Raw genomic sequence first — 21,476 nt, 5'->3', positions numbered from 1 at the left:
GTCCGTTCAAGTGGCGGGGGAGGGGGCTCGACCCCCCGCCGTTGGTGGGTGGAAAACGGTCTGTCTGCTTTCGGCGGCCTGCGGCGGCAAACGGCCTCTCATCAGAACGGGCGCTTGGCCGTTATGGTACCCAATCGCTGGTCAAAGCGGTCTCGCGCGGGGTGTTCGAGCACTTGTTTTCTTTCGCGCGCGAGGGGCGCAATTGATCCGATTAATCGGCTCGGACGAAGAACCAAGTGTGGCTCTCCTTCCAGCTGCGGGCGAGACCGTAGCCGACCAGACGATTGGCTGCGCGATTGACGTCATAAACAAGCTCATCGATCGCATACGCGATCGCCTCAGCGGTCAGGGGTGTGGAGACGTCCATCGCCGAGAGGACAGCCTCCTCGATCGAGGGATCGTATCGCGGTTCCTGGTTCCCCAAGGTGAAACGGTCGCACCAGATGAGGAAACCGCGCCACACGATGAAGTGGCTCCTGCACCCTCCGTCACGCCAGACGGATGGATACAGGGTCAGGCCCTCGCCACGGGTGTCCATGCGCCAAGCCTTGCCAGCGCGGGGGTCGATGTTGACGACGAGGGTCTCGCCGCAGCCGTCGGGGCAGGCCATGACCACCGAACGCGTGCGCCCGCGGACCACCAACGTGGCATCGCCGGGCTTTGCGAGCTTGGCCTCCGCTTCGTCACGATACTCGGCCTCACCGACGAGGTGGAGCATCCTTGCCGGCGCCGTCATTCCTTTTCCCCCTTCGCAGATGCCCCGCGGACAGGAAGCGGCCAGATCGATCCCTTGGCGCGCGCGCCGGCGGTCGAGCAGACGATGCACCCCGGATGGCTGGCGACGGCCATCTCGCTCACCCGGCCGCGCAGACCGTCGTAGGCGAGGTGGCGCGGACGCGTCGGCACGGGCGTGACGGCCCCTAGCAGCATGGTAAGCGCCAGCGAGGTGACGGTCGAGTTGACGGAGATTACGGCGGGCTGGGGTTCGTGGACGCCCTGCACGTACGGATCTGCCGCCCGCTGCTCCGGCGTCTGGAGCTCGCGAAGAATGGCCTTGCCATCCAGCGCGCCGGTGCAGGTGAGGCAGGGCAGTCCCGGCGCGATCATCTGGATGCGTCCGGTGACGTGCGTGATGACGCGGTCGGAGGCCGTGATGCTGACCCCCATGTCGATTACCGGCACGAGATACTGGTGCGCGGCCTGGTTCACGACGGCCCGACTCGCGTGCGAATCGGTGCACAGGAGCACGAAGTCGAAGGTGGGCAGGAGATCGGCGACATGGGCGTCGACGATGTCCGCCTGGAGCTCCGTGACGTGCGCCTCGGGGTTGACGGCCCGGATCATCCTGGCCGCGACTTCGACCTTGGGCGTTCCGACATCGCCGGGCACCGAACCCACCAGCCGGTTGAGGTTGGTGGTCTCGACGTCGTCTGGGTCGATGACGGTGACGTCCATCGCGCCGAAATGGGCGAGCTGCTGGCAGGCGAGCGAACCGGTGCCTCCGGCGCCGATGACGCCGTAGCGGAGGCTTTTCAGCAGACGCTGGCCGGGTTCGCCGAACGCGCGGACCTGCCGGTCCTCGCGCTGCAGATCCGCGCAGTCTGGTCCGGGGGAATGCAGGGCAAGGTGCCGTCCGACCTCCCACACCTTGATCTCGTCGTTCGATCCGAGGCGGCGGGCGCGGCAGCCGTTGGCGCCGATGACGAGCGCGGCGTGGGGAACGGGTGCGCCGCGCCGCGCGAGGTAGGGGGCGAGCTGGGCCTCGCCGTCGTCGTCGGTCGCTGAGAATATGGGATGCGTCGAGTAGTCGGGGTGGGTGTGGATGAGTATCACCGCCATACCGGTGACCCGGCTGCGATTGGCGACTTCGAGCAGATACTCGGCCTTCAGCACCGCGGAGATGCGGTCGCGGCGATCGTAGGCGCCGTCCGGCACGGGCGAGACGTCGGCGACGATCCACGCGTCTGCACCGGGGACGTAGTGGGCATAGGCGATGGCGCAGCTTTCGACGCCGTGGGCGTCGAGAAGCGTTGCGGCGAGCTGGCCGTAGATCGGCGACGGGAATCGGATGCCGCTCATCGTACTTCCTTCATGCGGTTGATCACCACGTTCATCCACGTGGTGAGGGTGTCACGGTTGGGGTTCCAGGGCGCGGTCAGGTGCCAGGAGAACCAGAGCAACGGCTCGGTGACGCCGGGGATCGGGTTCATCCCGGTGTTCTGGGGCTGGCCGCCGCCCTGCAGGGTGAGGTCGGCATCGGTCCAGAAGCAGTCGAGAAGCGCGTAGGGATACCCCGACGGAATGATGAAGCGGATGGCGGTCGAGGGTTTCGACCACCCCTCCGGCAGTCGGACGTTCGGCACGGTGACGAGCATCACGTCGCTCGTTACCTGCCGGACGTCCGCTCCGCCGAACCGCTCCCGAAGCTGTTCCAGCTGCATGGTGACGGGCCCGAACATCAGCCGAAGTTCGCCTTGGGCACCGACGAGAAGCGGCGCACGCCGTGCTCCGGATCGAGGCTGATGCTCTCGTCGTCGCCGACCGTGCGGTCGGGTTCGTCACCATGCCCTTCCAGCGCGAGGTCGTGGGTTTCGTCCCAGCCGGGCACCATCGCCTTGATCTGCGCGCCGGTGAGCTTCTTCTTCTCGGTTTCGTAGCGCTGGCCGTTGACGAAGAAGAAGTACGAGGTCTTGGCCTTGGCCGTGATGAACCTCTCCACGCCCTCCGAGGTGAGATCGACCTGGGTGCCCACCTCGATCAGCTTGTCGGTGCCGCCGCGCACTTCGAGGAAGACCGCCCTGTCGTCGTCGATCCCGGCGAGCGAGCGCAGGACGGATTCGGGGATGCTCGGCTGGCCCCAGACGATGCGGCTGTCGTCGAGCTTGAGGCGGTAGAGCGGGTCCGTGCTGAACGCGATGAACCGGTGGGCGAGGCGATCGCGCAAATCGACCTCTTCATCGGCGCGGACGTCCTCGAAGTCGCTTTCCTGGGTGATGACGAACAGCGAGTACCCATCGATGTCCTTGATCCCTGCGGCCTTCAGGATCTGGCGGCCGAGGGGGACGGGATCGTCGAGGATGATGGGGCTGTAGTCGACCCCGTCGAGGGCGAAGGAGACGCGGTAGCGGCCGGGGCGCAGCGGGCGATCCTGCTGCACGGCGAGTTCGACATCGTCGATGTCGTGGCTCTCGATGATGGACATTGTGTATTGTTCCCGTGGACCGAGGCGTGATTGCGTCGGTCTCACAGGGGCAATCCCGGCAGCACGGCCTGACCGGTAATTCCGGTCAGGAATTTTTTTGCAGGCTGCCGTCCACGATCGGGCCGCAGGTGAAGAAGGCCGGGCAGAAGGGGCATGTGCGGTCGGAGCGGTCGGCCTCGAACCGGCCTTCGCCGATGGCGGTGAAGGCCTTCGAGAGCTTTTCCGTCTGCTTGCCCAATCCCTTGTGATCGAACGTGACCCGCGTGGTGGGATCGTCGTCACCGAGATGGATGATCTCGGCGGTGCAGCCCGGAAGGGATGCGGCGGCTGCGATCTGGAAGGCGGCGTCCGCCACATCCTCCCCCGTCTTCGAGGACCGATGCCCGGTTCTCACCATCCTGGCGATGCGCTGACCAGAGGAGTTGGTTAAGAGATCGTCGGGGATCGCTATGAGGGTGTCGTCCCCGATGCGCGTCTCCAGTGTCACGGGGGCCGCCAGGGTGCCTCCGGCGCGCAGGTCGACGAAACGCTGGACGAGCAAGCCCGCGATCTCGCGGTGGATGGCGTATTCGTCGCCAGCGAGCGGCCCTTCCGACCAAAGCCGATCCAGCAGGGTGACGGCTTCGGATGCGGATCCGGCGGTGGGCTGCCGTCCGGCCATGTCTTCGATCACGGAGCGCACGATGTCGTGCATGCTGGTAATGGTCGTGGATGTCCGCTTTCCGCCCACGCCCAGAACATGGGTGTAGAGGTAGCGCCGGCGACAGCGTGAATAGAGGTGGAGCTGGGAGGTAGTGATCCGGATCGGCGGGCCGATGCGGACGGGCAGAGGCTTGTCTTCGGGATCGGCGGTTCGGTCGGTGCGGGGCGTTGCGGCACGCGTGGCGCTCACGCCGAGACGTGCGATGAAGGGCGACGGGTCGCGTCTGCGGGGCGACCCCGTCCCGGACGACGCGGTGCGTGTCGCCGAATAGAGGAGCAACCTGTCCCTCGCCCGTGAGGCGGCGACGTAGAACAGGCATTCCTGCTCCAGGTCGTGGTCGATCGCGGCAAGCGTCATGGTGCTGCTCTCGTTCCCTTCGCCCCCGGTGATCATGCCGTCTGGAACGGGACAGGTGGGTCGGCGGGTGGCGGAGGATGTGGGCAGGCTGTTCTTGTTCAGCCCCATGACGTGCACCACCGGGAACTCGAGTCCCTTGCTGCCGTGGATGGTCATCAGGCGGACGGCGTCGATGCCCTGCGCCGCCTGGGGCAACTGCCTTAGGTCGCGCTCGTCGGCGAGCTGCACGAGAAGGCGGATGCCATCGAGCATGCGCTGGACCGGCAGGCCGGGACCTGCGCGTTCCGCGCGGAGGAAGCCCATGAACTGCCAGATCGCCACCCCCATCGCTCGGCTGGCGACATCGTCCGCGGTAGCGATCGAGGCGGCAGTGCGCGTGCGATCGAGGAGAATGCGCGCCAGGACAGGCCACGGACGCGACAAGATCCCGAAGCCATCGAGCATGGCGATCATGGCCCGCAACGATGTGGCATTCGTGGGCGATAGCTCGGGCAGCGCCCACGTCGTCTGGGTCCAGGCGAGCGGTTCCGCATCGGTCTTGCCCAGGTGCTGGACTACAGCGGTGGCGCCGGAGAGGGTCATCCCGGTCGCCAGCTCGGGGAGCGTCGGCTTGCGGACCAGCCCCATCGCGCGGCGGTCGACCAGCAGCGAAAGCAGGGAGAGCAGGTCCTTTATCTCGGGCCGCTCGAACAGGTTGCCGAGGTAGAGCACCGGGATGCCGCGCCGTTCGAGCTCGCGTCCGATGCGGGTCAGCCGGTCGTTGCCCGAGCAGAGTACGGCATGGTCCCGGAACGCGGTGTCCGCCGACCGGCGCTCGATCTCGTCCGCCAGCGCGTCCGCCTCGTCGTCGTTGTCGCCGAACGTCACGTGCTCTGGGCTGTGTCCGCTTGAGGGCCGGTCGGCGCCGAGCCACGCGTCGTTCGATCCGGCGCGCATGCCCTGCCCGAACGCCGAGAAGGCATCGACGATTTCCGGCGTCGACCGGTAGTTAAGCCGGAGCCTGCCGCCGGTGGCGCCCGGGAAGTCGTCGGTCGCGAACCGTGACATGTTGTATGACGACGCACCGCGGAACCTGTAGATCGCCTGCCGGGCGTCACCGACGGCCCAGAGGTTCCTGCCCCCGTCGGTCAGTCGCTGAAGGAGCCTGACGCTGCTGCGGTTCACGTCCTGGTATTCGTCGACGAGGACATGGGTGTACTTGCCGCGCAGCACCGGCACGGCCTCGGGATCGGTGTCGAGCAGCTTGACGGGGAACGACACAAGGTCGCCGAAGTCGACCGCGCCGGCCGCCTGCTTCAGCTCCTCGTACCGGCGGTACACTAGGCCGACCTCGATGCACCGCTGCGCCGCCATGTGCGCGTCGGGATCCACGGCGTGGTCGAGCATCGCCTGGGCGAGTTCGGTGAAGCGCTCGTGCTCGGCGACCTCGTCCTTGGCCCGCGAAATCGCGCCGAGCATCTCCCTCAGGGGCTTGGCCGGATTCATGATCTCGCGATGGTGCGTCAGGGAGAGCGCCAGGTATTCCTTCTCCATGATCGCGATCGCCTCGCTGCGGTCCATCATGCGGGGTTCGGCGGCGAAGCCCAGCTGCTTATGGTAGCGGCGGACGATGTCGAGGCCGAAGGCGTGGAAGGTGCCTATCCACATCGCCGACGCCGCGTCGGGGTGTATGGAGGCGATCCGCTCGGAAAGCTCGCCCGCGGCCTTGTTCGAGAAGGTGAGCACCAGGATGCCCGTGGGATCGACGCCTTCCTCGACGAGCCCGGCGACACGGCCGACCAGCGTCTGGGTCTTGCCGGTGCCGGGGCCGGCTTCGAGGAGATAGGGCGCGCCGCGATGCCGCGCTGCATCGGCCTGCTCCGGGTTCAGAGGCTTCGGAGGCTTCTTGGCCGGATCCGCAGCGGGAGGCTGGATCTCGGGCAGCAGCAGGGCGTCGAGCAGCTGCATGGCAACGACGTCGAACGGCGCGCCCAGCCTGTCGGCGATCTCCGTCGCGGTCATCCCGTCGAGGTGGAGGGACCTCGCGCGAGCGCGCGGGAGGATCAGCTCGCGTCCGAAGAGGTCCATCTGGATCTCGCGTCGCTGCCGGCGGCTATAGTCGACGACACGATCCTCGCCGACGGGCGCGGCCTCGGACGACCGCGTCGGATCCACGTCCTTGGCAACGTGCTCAATGCGGTCATCGCCTAGGGTTGCGTGACCGAGTTCGTGTCCGATGAGGAACGCCTTGTCGAAGTCCGAGCCTGCGTCCTCGTAGCGGATCGCCCGTCCCTTCGGATCGAACTGCGCCCGCCCGCCAGCCAGGATATCGCTGCCCGGCTCGACGGCCTCGTTGTCGAGGCAGCGCATTGAGGCGACCGCGTTGACGATCGCTATCGGCGACCATGGGTCGGCACCCTCGGACACCGCTCGGGCATGGAGCGCGGCGGCCTGCTGACGTGCGAGTTCGACCGCGTCCACCGATTCAGTCCCGGTCTTCCAGAAGCTCGCGACGCTTGTCGTCCTTCACCCGGCACTGGACCAACAGCGCCTCGAAGGTGATTTTGGCGGTGGCTGCAGCGGGGGCCTCATCTGACTTGTAGCTCAGGTCTGTCGCCAGTCGGGGCCCGGCGGTCATGAACGCCCGCAGATCGCCGACGCTGGTCCTGACGCCTCGTGCGACGGCATCGACGATCCACGCCGGCACCGTCGTGATGTCCACCAGCCTCGTGCTGAACCCCTGGATGACGCCACTGGGCACGCCCAGCGTCCGGCGGAGCGCGACGAGATCTTCGCTTGATGCAGTCTCGAAGGGATCGACGACGGCTGCACCGGCATTGGTGGGCATTGTTGCCTGGAACGCCGCCCAAGATTCCTCGACCCAGGCCTCGTCGACGGGTGTGCTGGCGCCGTCGCCCGCTCGCCGGAGCCGCATGTCGAGCGACAGGTCGATCAGATCGTCGGCCAGATGCGGACAGGACTTCAGGTAACGTTCGAGGGTCGCGCGGTCGTGCTTCGGCTCCACCGCGAACGCCAGCAGGACGTCTTCGTCGCTCAGTTGGTTGTGGTTACTCATCGCCTGATCCGATCCCGAGCGCTTGGCGTATCGTATCGAACGCCGCGTCGCGTCGATTGCGGACGGTCTTCTCGGAAGAGACCCCGATCATCTTGCGGATGGTCATCACACTCTCGTCTGAAGAGTCGATCGGCATTTCCTGAAGGATCATCTCAATCACTCTGCGTTGCTTGTCTGGTAGAGCTTGTATCGCCGTGATCACGCGGGACCGGTAAATCGGATCCTCGGAGAGCAGTTCCTGCTTCAGGTCCAGGCTGCCCACGGCCCTTTTCACGGCCAGCGACGGCTCGCTGCCGTCGTCGTCGGCCTCGATGCGTTCGCTCCGAGCCGCCGACCGCGTGGCGCGCCTCATGGCCGTCTTCCGGAGCGCAGCTATGGCATCGGCGAACATCACTTCGTAATAGTCGAGATCGGAGCCCGCCTCCTTGCGATCGACGCTCACCTTCTCGTTGAATAAGTCGCGGACGCGATCCCGGGCGTCGGCGGCATGCACGTTCTCCGACATGCCTGCGCGCTCTCCCTCGACCCGCGGCAGCACGGCCGTGATCCTTCGCATCAGCTCGCGATAGAGTTCGCCGAAATAGGCCTGATCGTTGTCGGATCGCGTCGCCCGGATCAGATGGACTATGCATTCCGACTGCACATAGAGCCGCGAGCGGGCATCGCGGATCTTCAAGGCGGCGATGATCTCTGATCGCGGAAGTCCGACAAGCCGTTCAAGAGCGTCTTCGACATCCTCTCGGCGCGTGTATGTCGTCCCATCCGGCTTCTGCTTCGTCAGTGGCGGTACATTGGTTCCCAACGCGGATTCCTCGAGCGGCGTGCCGTGATGCCGATGGTAAAGCGCTTACCTTTGTCCGTCGATGGAAAGTGTAGGCCGAAAGCGGCCGTTCCGCTTACCACCAGTTCGAGTTGTCCACGCGATCGATCTGGACTGCTGAAAGTCGCCGAGGGCCGGCCTTAACGAATGGCTGAAGTTGGGGAGCGGGAAGGTTGGCCCGAATGGCCGATCCTGGGTCGTTGCCGCCGCAAGGCTGCCTGTCGGTTCCCGCCCAACTGCCGACTTTTAGTTTCATGCTAGGTATGCGGGATGAAGCGGATCAGAGTAACTTTTGGCGCGACGTTGGCGGCTATGATGTTGGTGCAACCAGCCCAAGCCTGCCGGGTATTCATATCACCAGAGCAGCGCGTCAAAGCGGTTTACGCATGGCGAGCCGATCTTCGGGTAGCGCTGGTGAAGATAACTGACGCACACCACCTTTCCAATCCGATAATACAGAAGCTGCACCGCCTTAATGCAAAATACGAAGCACCTTGGCGGGTCACGGCGTCGGTAATTAAAATGATTGTCAGTGATGGATCACCCGAACTGCTCGCTTTTAATCGAGGCTGTGGAAGCGCGGCTTGCGATGATGGAACGGCCATGCCCCGTCGTGGCGATCGTTGGGTAGTGTACTACACGTCCACTTCTCCTATCGGAACGGCGCAGGTTTTGGAAAGCTACCCGTTAGAAACCGCTTCGCGCGTTGATCCGGGGTTGCGCGAGAACGTCCGCTAACCATCACGACCAGACGTGAATTGCGGCGGAGATACCCTCCGCCGCGAAAATAATTCTACTTAGCTAAAAGCCATGTAAGAGGCGTTCAGCCATTCCGCCTTACATTGTGCCGTAACGGTCAAAGTCATAACAAAACCAGCCTCGGTCACATTCGTGGCCGTCAAATTTACGCTTGTGAAGTTTTCATCACTATCCGTCCGCAATCCGGAGATTGCCACCATAACTTCAGGTGGTTCATCAAAATCTTTTCCGAAGCTTACGGTAGTGGAATCGCTGCCCGATACTACATTTTCAAATGGGACTGTTCCAGTCTGAATCTTCATGGCCGCCTCCTCAATGATCCGCAATTTCATCCGATAAGATCTGATTCGGAAGAAAAGCGTATCTTGCAGTTACCATGGCCGCAGTACATCTGGACAAGCAGAATCGTTCAAATTCGATCTAACACTACCGGTTGAAGCGACCGATTGCTCTTCGTCAGTAGTCATCCAACTAGTTCGAATTAGGCGGAGGACGCATCTGCCGTGTCGACGCCTCTTACGCCTTACGGCGGCTTGACCGCGCTCCTGCTTAAAGCTTTCGATACCCCAACGGCAGGGGGCGAAAAATACCCAAAGCCGGACATTGGCCCGGCCGACGACACATCCGCCGCTGCCTGGCCCGGCCGAGCCACTAAGTTCACCGCCCTTCATTTTCTGCGCGAGGAACCTTTACGGCGCTCTGGTGAGTTTCACCGCGACGCCTGGGGGAGCCAATTGTGACATTTCCGATAGATGAGGCCAGCCATATTGAGGCGCTGAATGCGGCCCGGTCCGATCGGAAAGATAGACAGCGGCAACACGCAAAGCACTGCATTCTACTGGCGGTTCTGACCAGCGAGCCGCTTGCTGCGGAGCTTATCGACAAGGCAATCGCCTTCCGCGCTGGGAGCGAACAAGACTGAGCCGTGGTCGATATTTAAGGAATCGGCCTTGTCCCCTAGCGCCCACTTGCGGACATTGGGATGTCAGCCGTCGCAGTTCCTCAACGGGAATGCGCCGGTCGTTTCCACGTTGGGCACGTCGCGGATGCGCCACCGTCTCGAAAGCGCCTGCACCACGTCGTCCGACAGTTTTCGTGCCTTAGCAATGTCGCCGCCTTTCGAGAACCCGACGACGATCTGCGAAGGTGCCCCGGCAAAGTTTCCAGCGCTGAACCCTAATGCTTCAGGCCCCACCGTTCCGACGTTTACGGTCGGATGAGCCACCGACAGATTGTGCTGAATTTTGGCAGCCGAGTTTAGGTCAGCTTCGGTTGCTTTGCTGTTGTCGTAAAAGGGGAGCCTGTTGGCTGCGGCGACGTCCCGGAGCACGGCGTTCATGGTGGCAATCTGGCCTATGTCACCTAAGCAAAACTGCACCATTCGGAAGGGGCGCTCGTCCGTTCCGCATGCGGAAACCGCCAGAACGAGGGACAGGAGTGCAACCGACCTTCTCATTACCGGAACGTGCGCGGAACAGTGGCAATGCGCAATGTCCGCTTTCCACCACAATGCGACATTCGGTCCGACGATCGACGGAATGACCGCTAACGCCCAATTGCAGTCATCCCCTGACTCACGTCATAAGGCAGCGGACTTCGGGGGGATCGGCTTTGAACGATAAATTTTTGGGCAGCATTCTCGCGATACCGGCCGGTGAGGCTGCTATTGCGGCTAAGGTAATCTTCGCATCGCAGTATTTCTCTGATGTCGTCGCTATCCAGCTTTATCTCGGGAAATCCGTGAGCACGGAGCCGCGCGAGATCGATCTTAAAGACCATGATGCTACTGTGTACTACACATCTGGCAGGGAAATACGGTCGAAGCGTTGGAAGATCATCGGCCAAACAGACGTCACCGATGGGGAGCGGCAAGCAACGGAGCGAACCGCAGGTGGTGAGATTTGGATAGAAGACCGACATTTGGGACAGGCAAGCGACGATCAGCTTGCTAATCTGCCCGAGATGCGTGTCCACGGTTGGAAGCTCATTGAGAAATACGCTGCGCGATCTCTCGCTTAGCCCTTATCGGCTACGTCCGGTATCCACCACCTTGTGCCGTTCGCGGCGATCGGCTCTGCCTCGGTCGCCGATTAGCGGACGCTTGAGTCGCGCCGTTGCCGCCAGCCAAGCATCCAATAAACAACGAAGCCTTCAGCCATGCCAACCGGGTATGCGACGACATGACCTGACGAGAACTTTGTGTTCATTGGAATAGCCCAGATCGCGAGCGCATTGGCGACCAATACCAAACCCACCAGCCACCAAAAGCCCGGCTTGTCCCGTTGATCCCAGCGGGCGGAAACTGCCGTCCAGATCGAAAAGAACGCCATTGTCGTCACGAGGGCCTTTTCCGGCGTCGACATATACGTGACGACGACAAAGACCGGCAGGGTCTGAGCGACAACGATCAGCATCTCACGAAATCGCCCGCGCACGCCCGCCATGTATCTCGCCATGTTCAGGGCATATTCGTCGGCTTAAAGCACGTCTAGCGAATGTCTGCTTTCCACCACGTCGCGACATTGGCCCGGGCAAAGCGGACGCCAGAAGCCGCCCTTCCGCTGTCGCCCACGTTGCGACATTCGCGACCGCAAGAGCGGACCCCCGAACTGGACGGACCAGATCGCCCGAAGTCGGTCATTGGGGCGTGGTTCGGCATTCCCGATAGCGAGCACCGCGGCATGCGACTGGTTGATCGAGCGGGATTTACGGTAGCAGGTAAGCGTAAGCAACGAAGGATGAGATCGTCATGGTGACAAGCACGATGCCTATCCCTAGCCAACCATTGAGAGGTGGTTTCTTCGAGGTGCCGGCTTCGCGAGGTGGCTTTGTCATGCGGCGTCCATAGACTCGAGCGATTCCAAGCGAAACCCGAGCCGACTGCTACCTGGCTGGTCCATCCTATCGGGAAAGCCGAGATCGGCAGAAACCGCCGACTTCCGGACACTGGAGGTCTACTAGTAAGCGCCGGTAGCCTGCCGGAGAGGCAATTGCCCTTCCAGTCCGGAGAACGGTCATGCTGTTGACGTTGGTAATGCTACTCGCCGCGCCAGAACGGTGCGTTGACGTCAAACAACGATGCCTCGCCTGCACATTCAGCGGCGGCAAGCAGCTTTGCTCTAATATCGCTATCGCGTGCCAGCCCTCTCGCCGCATATGCCAGCCCAAGGGCGGTATACCGGTCTCCGATCGCTCAAAGGCGATGAAGGCGCATGTCCGCGAGCGCCGACAAGCAGACATTGGCGGTGCGCGCGTCCGCAGCTAGTTGCGGACGTTGATCCTAAGTGGCAGCATCGACGGGTGGACTATGAGCATGACCTTTACACTGCTCGGGACGGCGATTGGCGGGTGCTGCCACGCTGGGCGAAGATCATCAGTTTGGGCGTTGGGCTGCCCGCGTGGCTTGCTTTGATGTTCGGAGTGTTCAGCGGCAAAGCTGACACTCACCTTGTCGGGCTGGCTTTCGGTGTCTTCGCCGGAGTGGCTATCCTCCAAACCCTCCTTCTCTTCCGGGCTTACTGGCGAGTGGAGCTTTGATTACAGCCACCCAAGGTTTAAGGCGAGAAGCAGCCGGTCCGCTCTCCACCGACCACAGCCGTTTTAGTCTGCCCGAAGATACCCCGGAACCGGACGTGCGACGGAGATGAATGAATGGCCGGTTTCGGGGGGCGGGAAGAGCACCCCGAATGTCGTCTTCTGGGTCGGTCCTGCTGGCCACCTCCTCAGGATTGCTTATTGACCGGTCTGGAGCGGCGTAGGGCCAGCGCGATGCGCGATCGCGTAGCTTTTTCTGCCGCTAGGCGACAACCGCGTGGCGATGACGATCGCGGCAACGACTTGTGCGGCTGCAAGCATGAACAGCGTCCACCACAAAGCGCCTTCAGCGCCTTGCATCCAACCGATCAGGATCGGCCCGGCGACGCCGCCGACCCGGCTGAACGCGACGGCCGTTCCGACTCCGGTGCCGCGCAGTCGGGTCTCGTAGCTTGCCGCGGTGAAGTTGTTCATGACCGCCTGCGTGCCGAACACGAAGAACCCCGCGCCCGCTACCGCCACGAAGGCAAACGCGCCGTGGATCGTGAAAGCGAGCAGGATCAGAGAGCCGGCAGCGCCCAGGAAGCCGATTGCCATCACCGCGACCCGGTCGACGCGATCGGCCGACCAGCCAGCGACCGCGCCCCCCAGGATCTGCATCGTCATCAGCAAGGTGCCATAGCCGAACGCGGTCTGCACGGCGGCACCCTCGTGCAACAGGATCGAAGGGAGCCATGCGGTCAGCCCATGCAGGCAGAACAGGCTGAGCGCGCTCGCCACCCAGATGGCGATCGTCGTCGCGCGATGATCGCGATCGAACAGCGTCGCGATGCCGCCGGCCTGTTCGGCGGTACCGGTCTCGAACCCGTTGGCGTCTCGATAGAGAGCCGCGCGATCCGGGCGAGCTTTCGCCAATACCGTTGCGACCCGCGTCCAGTCGCCACGCGCTGCCAGATACCGCACCGATTCCGGCAGCACGGCATGGCACAGCATCGCGATCAGAAGCGCCGACGCGCCGACGAAGTACAGCGCGTGCCAGCCGAAATCGGGGGCGAGCGTGAGGCCGGCGATGCCTGCAAAGATGCCGCCGAGCGAGAAGGGCAAGACGAAGGAGATCGTGGCGTAGCGATTGGCGTAGCGTGCCGGTGCCCATTCGTTGATGTAGACGAAGGCGATCGGCGACAACATGCCGAGCGCCACTCCCAGACCGGCCCGCAGCGCGCAGAACACGACAAAGCTGTTCGCCAGCAGCGCAAGCGCGAGACTAGCGAGGCCAAGCAACCAGATCCCCGCGAGCATGACACGCCGCCTTCCGAAGCGATCGGCGAGCGGCCCCTGCAGCAAGGCGCCGACCGCGAGTCCGGCAATCCCGAGCGAGAGCATCAGGCCGATCTGCTGGCTGGTGAGGCTCCACTGCGCCTTGACGTAAGGCGCGACATAAGCGGCGTTGAACAGATCATAGCCGTCGATGAACAGCACGGTCCCGATCAAAGCCGCAAACCGGATATGCGCGCCCGATAGCGGCGCCTCGGACATTTCTTTCTCTACGTCGATCAGGGCCATGTCGCTCTCCGTGAATCGTCTCTTGAACTCGATCATGCGGGCCTGTTTTCAGGCTTCGTCGATGACCGGATTTGTCAGCATGCCAATCTGGTCGATGGTGATTTCGACCGTGTCGCCGGCCTTCATCCACACCGGCGGCTGTCGCTTCGCACCGACGCCGCCGGGCGTGCCGGTCAGGATCAGGTCGCCCGGCGAAAGCGGGGTGAAGGTCGAGCAGTAGGCGATCAGATCGGGGATCGCGAAAATCAGCTGGTCGAAGCGGCCCTGCTGCATCACCTCGCCGTTCAGCCGGGTGGTGATCGACAGCGTATCGAGCGGCCCGACTTCGTCCGGCGTCACCATCCAGGGGCCGGAGGCACAGGTTCCGGGGAAGTTCTTGCCGGGGGTGAACTGTCCGGTGTGCCACTGGAAGTCGCGGATCGATGCATCATTGGCGCAGGCGAACCCCGCGACATGGTCCATCGCGGCGTCGCGGTGGATGCGGCGCCCACCCTTGCCGATGATCAGCAGCAACTCGCCTTCATAATCGAGCATGGTCGATTCGGGCGGACGGCGAATGGCATCCCCAGCCGCGATCTGGGTGTCGGCGAAGCGCGTGAAGATCGAGGGATAGTCGGTCTTGGCGCGGTTGGTCTCCTTGCGGTGATCCTCGTAATTGTGGCCGACACACAGGATCTTGGCAGGATTGGGAATGATCGGCAGCAGCGTGACGTCGGCGAGCTCCAACGACGCGTCCAGTCCGTCGGCCGAGCGCGGGAGCGCCCCGGCCGCGATCGCCGCCTTGAGATCTGCTGGCGCGCCCGGCCGACCGCCGAGATCGGCGACCTTGCCGTCGATCACCGCGCCATAGCTCGTGCGCTCGCCTGTCTGGTAGCTGATGAACTTCATCGTGTGGGTCCTTCAAACGCGGGAATAGTCGTCGATGGCGCGTGCGGTACCGCCGCTTGCTCAGCCGCGGCCTTCGCCTCCGGGGTCGGGGATGAGCGCCGCCGCGGTAACGCCTGCGATCGCGCAGCTCTCATCGACGTCCGAGTGATCGCCGCTGATGCCGACCGCGCCGATGATCGTGCCATCGGCAGAACGGATCAGCACGCCGCCGGGCACCGGGACGATGCGCCCCGCCGTGACCGCGGAAAGGGCCGCGAAGAAAGTCGGCGATGCGGCGGCGCGCTCCGCCAGCGTACGGCTGCCGCTGCCCATGCCGAGCGCGCCATGCGCCTTGGCCGTGGCGATGTCGGCGCGGTACAGGCTGGCGTCCTCATGCCGCTTGAGCGCGAGGGGGTGGCCCCCCGCGTCGAGCACGACCACCGCGAGTGGCTTGGCGGCAAGCGTCACCGCCTCGGCGAGCGCCGCATCGACGATATGGCTCGCTTGCTCGAGGGTCAGGCGGGTCATGCCGCCACGCGCTCCGCCGCCGATGCGCCGACTCCGCTCAGGAACGCGTCGACCAGACCGCTGACATCGTTCGCCGTACGGGCGGTGCCGTACACGTAGAAGTCGGGTCGCACGAGCACCGCGACGGCGTCGTGCGTGCTCAGCCAGGCCGTGAAGGTATCGGACTGCAGCGCGTCGACCGAGACGATCGTCCCGCCCAGCCTGCGGAATGCCGCTGCGCTGGCGGGATCAAGCAGGGGTTCGCCGGCGACGAAGAGACGGATCCCGGATCCCGTAACATCGTCGAGCAGGTAGGAGAGACCCTGCGCATCGGTCAGTCGCGGCTGGATGAACCGCTCGCCGGCGCCCGCGCCGCCATCGAGCACCAGTCCAGTGATCGGGCTGATCAGATCGGCGGCGGTGTGGATCGTCCGCGTCGCTTCGCGCTCGCGGATGATCCGGTCGCGTGCCGCGGCGGCGACGGGATCGAGCTCGCAGATATATTTGCCGGCGTCGATCGCCGCCGAAATCACCGCGCGCACCTGCGGCTCGCGCTCGCCCTGATAGCCGTCGAGCAGCCGCTCCGACGCGAGCCCGCGATGCACCAGCGCGAGCTTCCACGCGAGGCTCGCGACGTCGCGCATGCCGTGGCACATGCCCTGTCCGAAGAAGGGCGGCGTCTGGTGCGCGGCATCGCCGGCCAGAAACACGCGTCCAACCTGCCAATGGTCCGCGACCAGGCCGTGGAAACGATAGGTCGCGGCGCGAACGATCCTGTGCGGGACGTCGCCGATCCACGGCGCAACGAGCGCGGCGACACGCGCGGGCGCGCGCATCGCGTCGTCCTGCTCGCCCGGCAGCAGCATGAACTCCCAGCGCCGATGATTGCCGCGCCCCGGCACGATCGTCGTCGGGCGCTGCGGATCGCACAGCATCACCGATAGCTGTTGCAGATCGGCGCCGATCGGCAAGCTGGGATAGCTGGGAAAGTGGACCGGTCCGTCCATCTCCACATCGACCACCAGCCACGGTTCCTCGAAATCGAGATCGACCAGCGACACGTCGAGCATCGCGCGGATCGGGCTGGACGCGCCGTCGCAGGCGATGACATGGCGGGCGCGAACCTCGACCTCGCCGTCTTCGCGCGCCAGCGTCAGCGTGACGCCTGCCGTGTCCTGCTCCACGCCGATCGCGCTGGTGCCCGTCCAGAGCGTGACGTTCGGCATCGCCGACAGCTGCTCCCGGAGCAGGGCTTCGAGTTCGGGCTGATAGAAGAAATAGTCGTTCGACCAGCCGAAGCGCCGGGCCTGTCCGGCGGTCCCGAGATAGCGCAGCACATCGCCGTCGGCGCCGATGTGCAGATGGCCCTGCGTATCGCGCGTCAGCGGCGCAAATGCCTCGACGACGCCCGCCGCCTGGAAGATGCGCATAACCTCATGGTCGATATGGACCGCGCGCGGGAGCGGATAGGGATCGGTCTGTTTCTCGACCACCAGCACGTCGAGACCGGCCCGGCCAAGCAGATTGGCGGCCGCGCCACCGACCGGGCCGCAACCGACAATCACGATATCGAAACTGTGCACGTCGGGTCTCTCCGTTCGGCATCGTTATCTGCCGTAAAGGGTGGGTGCCATGCCGCCTTACCCATGGTCAAATGATGGAAAGTGGCATGGTGCCCAGGATTGCTTATGGATCAGGCGGCCTGTCGCGCGAACGGGATCGCCAGCTGCGCGGTCTTGCAGGCGTCGGATTTGGGCGGTGCGATCCCCCATTGGTCGGTCCGGCCGGGCGCCCAGGTCCAATCGTCCGGACTACCGACGCGGTAGCGATCGTCGACCTGCAGCACTTCGGCGGTGTGTTCGATGACGAAGCCGAACGGGTCGATGAAATAGGCGAAGACGTTGTCGCCCGGCCCATGGCGGCCGACACCCCAGGCGATCGGATGGCCATGGTCGATGAGCCGACCCGACGCGACCATCACCCCCTCCCAATCCGGAAGAAGAAAGGCGACGTGGTTGAGCGTGTTCACCGGCGCCTGTGCGATCACGATGCTGTGATGATCGCTGTTGGTACGCACGAAACCCATCATCTTCGATCGATCGGTGAGGCGGAAGCCGAGCAGGGTTTCGAACATCGCGACATCGGCATCGACATCGGTGCTGTTGATGTTGACATGCGCCAGCCGCTCGGGGCGGTCGCGTTGCAGCGGCTCTGCGATCGCACGCCGGTCGTCATGGACGATGCGGATGAACCGGCCCCGCGGATCGGCGAAGGTGAGGCCCATGCCGCCGGCCGGCTCGTCGGTGATGGCGCCGAGCGGCGTCGTCAGCGGCACGCCCGAGTCTGCAATGCGCCGTGCCAGCGCCTCCAGCGCCTGGGCGGACGCCGCGCGGAAGGTCATATCGCGGATCGCCGCCTGCTCGGCAGCGTGCAGGCCGAGCAGATAGGGATCGTCTCCGGTCCCGCGCAGCCAAAGCCGGTCGGTGTCCCGCTCGGCGACCGTCAGGCCCCAGACATCGGTATAAAATGCCTCGGCCTGCGCGAGGTCCGTCACGTCGAACTGGACGCTGCGCAGCGCCTCGATCAGGAAGTCCTCGGTCATCGTCAGCCCTGCCTGTCCATTGGTGGAAGTCCGTCATCGCCGCGCACATCCGCAAACAGATCCTCGGGAGAGAATCTGCGCTTGGTCAGACCATCTTCCTCGGCGTAGCGCAGGATCGCCTCGAGCGCGGCGCGATTGGCGGAGATGCCGTAGGTCCAGGGGTTCGCTCCGAGGTCTGCAAGCGTTCGCGCGCGATCCGCCATCAGCCAGGGCGAGGCGATCTTGGGATAATCGCGTTGCGCCATATCGGCGCAGGCCAATTGCCGTGCCGTTTCGAAGGCGGTGTACAAAGCACGCGGCAACCCCGGCGCTTCGTCGAGACGCTGCCGCTTGAGCACTAGCAGATGCATGATCGGGAAGATCCCCGTTTCGTGGAAATAGGCGCTTTCCGCACTGCGATGATCGGGCCACAGCCGCGCGACCCGCGGATCGCCGTGCACGAACAGCGTCGGCGCGGTCGGGCTGATCAGCGCGTCGATCGCGCCCTCCTCGAGCAGCGCGTTCAGCGTTTGCGGCGAGCGGCGCACCGACAGGGAAGGCGGGAGATCGAGCGGCGCGCGATCCTCGAGCACCGGGGTGGAAAGCCCGCCGGTGATCCATTCGATCGACGAACGCGCGACGCCATACTGGTCGGCCAGGATGCCGCGCACCCACACCGCTGCCGTCTGGTGGAAATCCATCACCCCGATACGGCGGCCGATCAGGTCGCGTGGGGTGGCGATCCCGCGGTCGGCGCGGACATAGACGTTGCCGTGCCGGAACGCGCGCGACAGGAAGATCGGCAACCCTACATAAGCTGGCGATCCCGCTGCGACGGCAGCGATATGGCTGCCCAGCGAAAATTCGCAAATGTCATAGGTTTGATCCCGCAGGACGGAGCGGAACAGCGCTTGCGGCGGGCGGCAGGCGATGTCCAGCGAGGCACCCGCCACGATAACGCGCCCGTCGAGCAACGCTTCCATGCGATCCGAAAAGGCGAGCCCGGCCGTCAGGGGCCGTGCGGCGTCGGCCCGCGTCGCACTGTCCTTCTCACCCGAACCCATGGTGTTCCTCTCAATCGCTGCAACGGATCGTTGACATGACGGTAGATGCTCGGTCAAATGATCGATCATGCATGAGTGCTAAGGTTTTCTTATGGCTGTCGACGCAATTCAGATTGCCAATTTGCTTGCGATCGCGCGCACGGGGTCGTTCACCCGCGCGGCGGCGGAAAAGGGTATGTCGCAACCCGCGCTGTCGAACAGCATCGCGCTGCTCGAGCGGCGTCTCGGCGTGCCGGTGCTGACGCGCAGCCGTCGCGGGTCAGAACTCACGCCCTATGGTGAGATCCTCGTCCGGCGCGCGGAAGGGTTGCAGGCGTTGCTCTCCGATGCCGAGACGGAGGTGCGCCGGCGGGTCGACGGCGTCGCGGGCCCGCTGCGGATCGGCGCCACGCCGAGCGTCATCCCGACGTTGCTCGCCAATACGTTGATCAGCCTCGTCGGGGGCGGCGAGCCGGTCGACATCGAAATCATCGACGGCCTCGACCAGACGCTGGTGCCGATGCTGCGCTCGGGCGCGATCGACGTGATCGTCGGCCCGGTCGGCGAGATGTTCATGTCGAGCGCGGACGTGGTGGAGCGCGTGCTGATGGACGATCCGTTCGCCGTCGCCGTCGGTCCGCTCAGCCCCTTTGCGCAGCGCACCGCGCTGACGCTCGCGGACCTCGTCGATGCTCCGTGGATCCTGCCGCGTCCGGGAAGCACCTATCGTAGTCACGTCGAGGCGCTGTTCATGACCGCCGGGGTCGCATGGCCGCGCAACTGCATCCTCGCCAACTCGCTGCAGTTGCTGGAAACCGTGGTCGGGGCGAGCGACCGCGTGACGATCGTGTCGCCGGTCCAGACCAAGCCCGCAGACGGGGCGCTCACCGTGATCCCGCTCGCCGATGCGGGGAGCCGGACGATCGGCTACAAGGTTCGCGCCTCCGGCCGCCTGTCGGCGCTCGGCGAGCAGTTCGTGCATCTCCTGGCGCACACGGCGACCGGCCGCAGCGCGGCGTAGACCGCTCAGAAACGATAGTCGGCGAGCATTCCGAAATAATTGCCGTTGCGGCCGCCATGGGCCTGGAAAGAGTCGCTCGCGGCGAAATAGGTCTCGAACACCCGAAACTGCATGCGTTTTGAGAATTGCCACGAGGCATCCAGGTTGAGATCGGTGCCGATTGCCCGGCTCGAGGCATAGGGCGCGAACGACCCCGACGGCCCGAGATAGACCCCATCGGCCTTCGTGTTCCGCCACAGGAAATCGGGACCGATCAAGACCGTGACATTGTTGCGCGGCTTGAGCGTCAAGGACGGATAGAGGTCCATCAAATTCGACAGTCCGAAGAAAGCGCCTTCGGTGATCAGTGAGGATCGTCCGAACGCCGCGACGAACGTGCCGGCCTTGCCATCGCTCAGGTTGCTGTCGCCGCTGAACAGGTTGGCGCGCAGGCCGAGACGCGGTTTGAGCGGCTGCGCGGCCAGCGTATAGCCGCCTTCGAACAGGATGGCATAGGCATCGATGCTGCTGTCCTTGAAGGTGCCGCTCTGGTGATTGCCTTCCAGGTCGATGTCCCACGCCGGACCGCGCCGCCATAGCCGTCCGCCCCAATTGTTGCGCTGGTCGCGACCCGTGCCCTCGCGCAGCACCGCACTGTCGCGGTTGACCGCATACCAATAGCCATCGATGCCGAACCCTGCGATCCGGTTGGGCGCACTGACGTAGATGCCTTCGAACGTCGTGGCATGGTTGGGATTATCGTCGAACGTGCCGGGCTGGATCGCGATCGGGCGTACGCCGAACACGTCGACCGAAATCTTTCCCGGCAGGATGTAAGTCGCGCGGACGCCCTGAAACGTGAAGCGGGTGTTCAACCCTTCGCGCGTGTCGACCAGCTTGCCATTGCCGAGCGGCATTTCGAACCGCCCCGGGCGTACGGTGACCTTGCCCGCCGAGCCAAGCGGCAGCGTCACGTCGACGAACGCCTGGGCGATGTCGAGCTTGTCGCTATTGGGCGGCGTCACGAACGATGCGTCGAGATCGCGATTGTCGCCGAGCTCGACAAAGGCGCGGACATAGGTCCCGACATGGAGATCGGCGAGCAGCCGCAGGCGGGATTGGACCGGGTCCTCGCCATCCTTGGCGCGCGCGCCGAGCACCGTATGGTTCCAGTTCGTATAATACAGCCGCGCCTCGCCGCCGAGCGACAGATACACGTCGTCGCCCGTGATCGGGATGTGGCGGATCTTCTCGATCAGCGGTGCATTCGCCTTTGGCGGTGCGGACCAATTCTCGGTCCACCGGTAGAATTGCGGCAATCCTTCGGGGCCGGGGCGACCACCCGGCAGCACTTCTGCCAGGAGCGCTTGCGATTTGGCGGGTCTGACGCCGGTCATCGCTTGCGTGGCAACCGGCCCGCCCGATTCCGTAGATTTGGGCGAATCCGGCGGCACGCTCTGTGCCTGCAGTGCTTGTGTCGCGAAG

20 protein-coding genes are annotated in these 21,476 nt (G+C 64.4%); 3 read left to right on the top strand and 17 right to left on the bottom strand.

The window, feature by feature from the left end; genetic code table 11:
• Positions 1–211: 211 nt before the first annotated feature.
• Genes U1701_RS16915 through U1701_RS16885 form a run of 7 tightly spaced genes read right to left on the bottom strand, consistent with a single transcriptional unit; the run spans position 212 to position 7,993 of the window.
• Positions 212–736: a ubiquitination-like system serine protease family protein gene (locus U1701_RS16915; RefSeq protein WP_332783753.1), complete on the bottom strand. Its 525-nt coding sequence runs from the start codon at positions 734–736 to the stop codon at positions 212–214.
• Positions 733–2,079 (bottom strand): HesA/MoeB/ThiF family protein, encoded by a 1,347-nt coding sequence (locus tag U1701_RS16910; protein WP_332783752.1) that lies wholly within the window; start codon positions 2,077–2,079, stop codon positions 733–735. The genes U1701_RS16915 and U1701_RS16910 overlap by 4 nt, the downstream gene beginning before the upstream one ends.
• Positions 2,076–2,459 (bottom strand): E2/UBC family protein, encoded by a 384-nt coding sequence (locus tag U1701_RS16905; protein WP_332783751.1) that lies wholly within the window; start codon positions 2,457–2,459, stop codon positions 2,076–2,078. The genes U1701_RS16910 and U1701_RS16905 overlap by 4 nt, the downstream gene beginning before the upstream one ends.
• Positions 2,459–3,247 (bottom strand): multiubiquitin domain-containing protein, encoded by a 789-nt coding sequence (locus U1701_RS16900; protein WP_332783750.1) that lies wholly within the window; start codon positions 3,245–3,247, stop codon positions 2,459–2,461. Before U1701_RS16900 ends, U1701_RS16905 begins: the two co-directional genes overlap by 1 nt.
• A 40-nt stretch (positions 3,248–3,287) precedes the next feature.
• Positions 3,288–6,722: a UvrD-helicase domain-containing protein gene (locus tag U1701_RS16895; RefSeq protein ID WP_332783749.1), complete on the bottom strand. Its 3,435-nt coding sequence runs from the start codon at positions 6,720–6,722 to the stop codon at positions 3,288–3,290.
• Positions 6,723–6,726: 4 nt separating this feature from the next.
• Entirely contained in the window at positions 6,727–7,317 is a 591-nt protein-coding gene (locus U1701_RS16890; RefSeq protein ID WP_332783748.1) for a hypothetical protein, read from the bottom strand.
• Positions 7,310–7,993 carry a DNA-binding response regulator gene (locus U1701_RS16885; RefSeq protein WP_332783747.1) on the bottom strand — a complete coding sequence of 228 codons (684 nt, stop codon included), beginning with the start codon at positions 7,991–7,993 and terminating at the stop codon, positions 7,310–7,312. The genes U1701_RS16890 and U1701_RS16885 overlap by 8 nt, the downstream gene beginning before the upstream one ends.
• 414 nt (positions 7,994–8,407) lie before the next feature.
• On the opposite strand from U1701_RS16885, the gene U1701_RS16880 reads away from it, so the two are divergent.
• Positions 8,408–8,875, top strand: coding sequence for a hypothetical protein (locus U1701_RS16880; RefSeq protein WP_332783746.1), 468 nt, complete (start codon positions 8,408–8,410; stop codon positions 8,873–8,875).
• A gap of 59 nt (positions 8,876–8,934) precedes the next feature.
• Here the strand turns inward: U1701_RS16880 and U1701_RS16875 are convergent, their stop codons facing one another.
• The gene (locus tag U1701_RS16875) at positions 8,935–9,198 is read right to left on the bottom strand and encodes an H-type lectin domain-containing protein (protein ID WP_332783745.1); all 264 of its coding nucleotides are present in this window, start codon (positions 9,196–9,198) and stop codon (positions 8,935–8,937) included.
• A gap of 683 nt (positions 9,199–9,881) precedes the next feature.
• The gene (locus tag U1701_RS16870; RefSeq protein WP_332783744.1) at positions 9,882–10,235 is read right to left on the bottom strand and encodes a hypothetical protein; all 354 of its coding nucleotides are present in this window, start codon (positions 10,233–10,235) and stop codon (positions 9,882–9,884) included.
• A 272-nt stretch (positions 10,236–10,507) separates the two neighbouring features.
• On the opposite strand from U1701_RS16870, the gene U1701_RS16865 reads away from it, so the two are divergent.
• Entirely contained in the window at positions 10,508–10,915 is a 408-nt protein-coding gene (locus U1701_RS16865; protein WP_332783743.1) for a hypothetical protein, read from the top strand.
• A 71-nt stretch (positions 10,916–10,986) separates the two neighbouring features.
• Here U1701_RS16865 and U1701_RS16860 read toward each other — a convergent pair whose 3' ends face one another.
• From U1701_RS16860 to U1701_RS16830, 7 genes are all read right to left on the bottom strand, one after another.
• The gene (locus U1701_RS16860; protein WP_332783742.1) at positions 10,987–11,352 is read right to left on the bottom strand and encodes a hypothetical protein; all 366 of its coding nucleotides are present in this window, start codon (positions 11,350–11,352) and stop codon (positions 10,987–10,989) included.
• 1,276 nt (positions 11,353–12,628) lie between these two features.
• Positions 12,629–13,993, bottom strand: a complete 1,365-nt coding sequence (locus U1701_RS16855) for an MFS transporter (protein WP_332783741.1) — start codon at positions 13,991–13,993, stop codon at positions 12,629–12,631.
• A gap of 48 nt (positions 13,994–14,041) precedes the next feature.
• Positions 14,042–14,881 (bottom strand): fumarylacetoacetate hydrolase family protein, encoded by an 840-nt coding sequence (locus tag U1701_RS16850; RefSeq protein ID WP_332783740.1) that lies wholly within the window; start codon positions 14,879–14,881, stop codon positions 14,042–14,044.
• Positions 14,882–14,941: 60 nt separating this feature from the next.
• Complete coding sequence (locus tag U1701_RS16845) at positions 14,942–15,388, bottom strand: GlcG/HbpS family heme-binding protein (protein WP_332783739.1); 447 nt, start codon at positions 15,386–15,388, stop codon at positions 14,942–14,944.
• Entirely contained in the window at positions 15,385–16,950 is a 1,566-nt protein-coding gene (gene mhpA, locus U1701_RS16840) for a bifunctional 3-(3-hydroxy-phenyl)propionate/3-hydroxycinnamic acid hydroxylase MhpA (RefSeq protein ID WP_332783738.1), read from the bottom strand. Before mhpA ends, U1701_RS16845 begins: the two co-directional genes overlap by 4 nt.
• A gap of 110 nt (positions 16,951–17,060) precedes the next feature.
• Positions 17,061–17,969 carry a VOC family protein gene (locus tag U1701_RS16835; protein WP_332783737.1) on the bottom strand — a complete coding sequence of 303 codons (909 nt, stop codon included), beginning with the start codon at positions 17,967–17,969 and terminating at the stop codon, positions 17,061–17,063.
• Positions 17,970–17,971: 2 nt separating this feature from the next.
• Positions 17,972–19,012 (bottom strand): substrate-binding domain-containing protein, encoded by a 1,041-nt coding sequence (locus tag U1701_RS16830; RefSeq protein WP_332783736.1) that lies wholly within the window; start codon positions 19,010–19,012, stop codon positions 17,972–17,974.
• 91 nt (positions 19,013–19,103) lie between these two features.
• Here U1701_RS16830 and U1701_RS16825 point away from each other — a divergent pair, with 91 nt between their 5' ends.
• On the top strand, positions 19,104–20,012 hold the full coding sequence (locus U1701_RS16825) for a LysR family transcriptional regulator (protein ID WP_332783735.1): 909 nt from the start codon (positions 19,104–19,106) through the stop codon (positions 20,010–20,012).
• 5 nt (positions 20,013–20,017) lie between these two features.
• Here the strand turns inward: U1701_RS16825 and U1701_RS16820 are convergent, their stop codons facing one another.
• Positions 20,018–21,388, bottom strand: a complete 1,371-nt coding sequence (locus tag U1701_RS16820; protein ID WP_332783734.1) for an alginate export family protein — start codon at positions 21,386–21,388, stop codon at positions 20,018–20,020.
• Between the last annotated feature and the right edge of the window lie 88 nt (positions 21,389–21,476).

Origin of the sequence: Sphingomonas rhamnosi (assembly GCF_036663615.1) — a bacterium.
Classification (GTDB): Bacteria; Pseudomonadota; Alphaproteobacteria; order Sphingomonadales; family Sphingomonadaceae; genus Sphingomonas.
Note: the sequence above shows the minus strand (reverse complement) of the source record. Positions and strands in the feature narration are given on the sequence as shown.

Bases quoted from the DNA above. Each gene is read 5' to 3' on its own strand.
- U1701_RS16915 (WP_332783753.1), bottom strand. From the start codon at position 736: ATGACGGCGCCGGCAAGGATGCTCCACCTCGTCGGTGAGGCCGAGTAT.
- U1701_RS16910 (WP_332783752.1), bottom strand. From the start codon at position 2,079: ATGAGCGGCATCCGATTCCCGTCGCCGATCTACGGCCAGCTCGCCGCA.
- U1701_RS16905 (WP_332783751.1), bottom strand. From the start codon at position 2,459: ATGTTCGGGCCCGTCACCATGCAGCTGGAACAGCTTCGGGAGCGGTTC.
- U1701_RS16890 (WP_332783748.1), bottom strand. From the start codon at position 7,317: ATGAGTAACCACAACCAACTGAGCGACGAAGACGTCCTGCTGGCGTTC.
- U1701_RS16880 (WP_332783746.1), top strand. From the start codon at position 8,408: ATGAAGCGGATCAGAGTAACTTTTGGCGCGACGTTGGCGGCTATGATG.
- U1701_RS16875 (WP_332783745.1), bottom strand. From the start codon at position 9,198: ATGAAGATTCAGACTGGAACAGTCCCATTTGAAAATGTAGTATCGGGC.
- U1701_RS16870 (WP_332783744.1), bottom strand. From the start codon at position 10,235: ATGAACGCCGTGCTCCGGGACGTCGCCGCAGCCAACAGGCTCCCCTTT.
- U1701_RS16860 (WP_332783742.1), bottom strand. From the start codon at position 11,352: ATGGCGAGATACATGGCGGGCGTGCGCGGGCGATTTCGTGAGATGCTG.
- U1701_RS16855 (WP_332783741.1), bottom strand. From the start codon at position 13,993: ATGGCCCTGATCGACGTAGAGAAAGAAATGTCCGAGGCGCCGCTATCG.
- U1701_RS16850 (WP_332783740.1), bottom strand. From the start codon at position 14,881: ATGAAGTTCATCAGCTACCAGACAGGCGAGCGCACGAGCTATGGCGCG.
- U1701_RS16845 (WP_332783739.1), bottom strand. From the start codon at position 15,388: ATGACCCGCCTGACCCTCGAGCAAGCGAGCCATATCGTCGATGCGGCG.
- U1701_RS16835 (WP_332783737.1), bottom strand. From the start codon at position 17,969: ATGACCGAGGACTTCCTGATCGAGGCGCTGCGCAGCGTCCAGTTCGAC.
- U1701_RS16830 (WP_332783736.1), bottom strand. From the start codon at position 19,012: ATGGGTTCGGGTGAGAAGGACAGTGCGACGCGGGCCGACGCCGCACGG.
- U1701_RS16825 (WP_332783735.1), top strand. From the start codon at position 19,104: ATGGCTGTCGACGCAATTCAGATTGCCAATTTGCTTGCGATCGCGCGC.
- U1701_RS16820 (WP_332783734.1), bottom strand. From the start codon at position 21,388: ATGACCGGCGTCAGACCCGCCAAATCGCAAGCGCTCCTGGCAGAAGTG.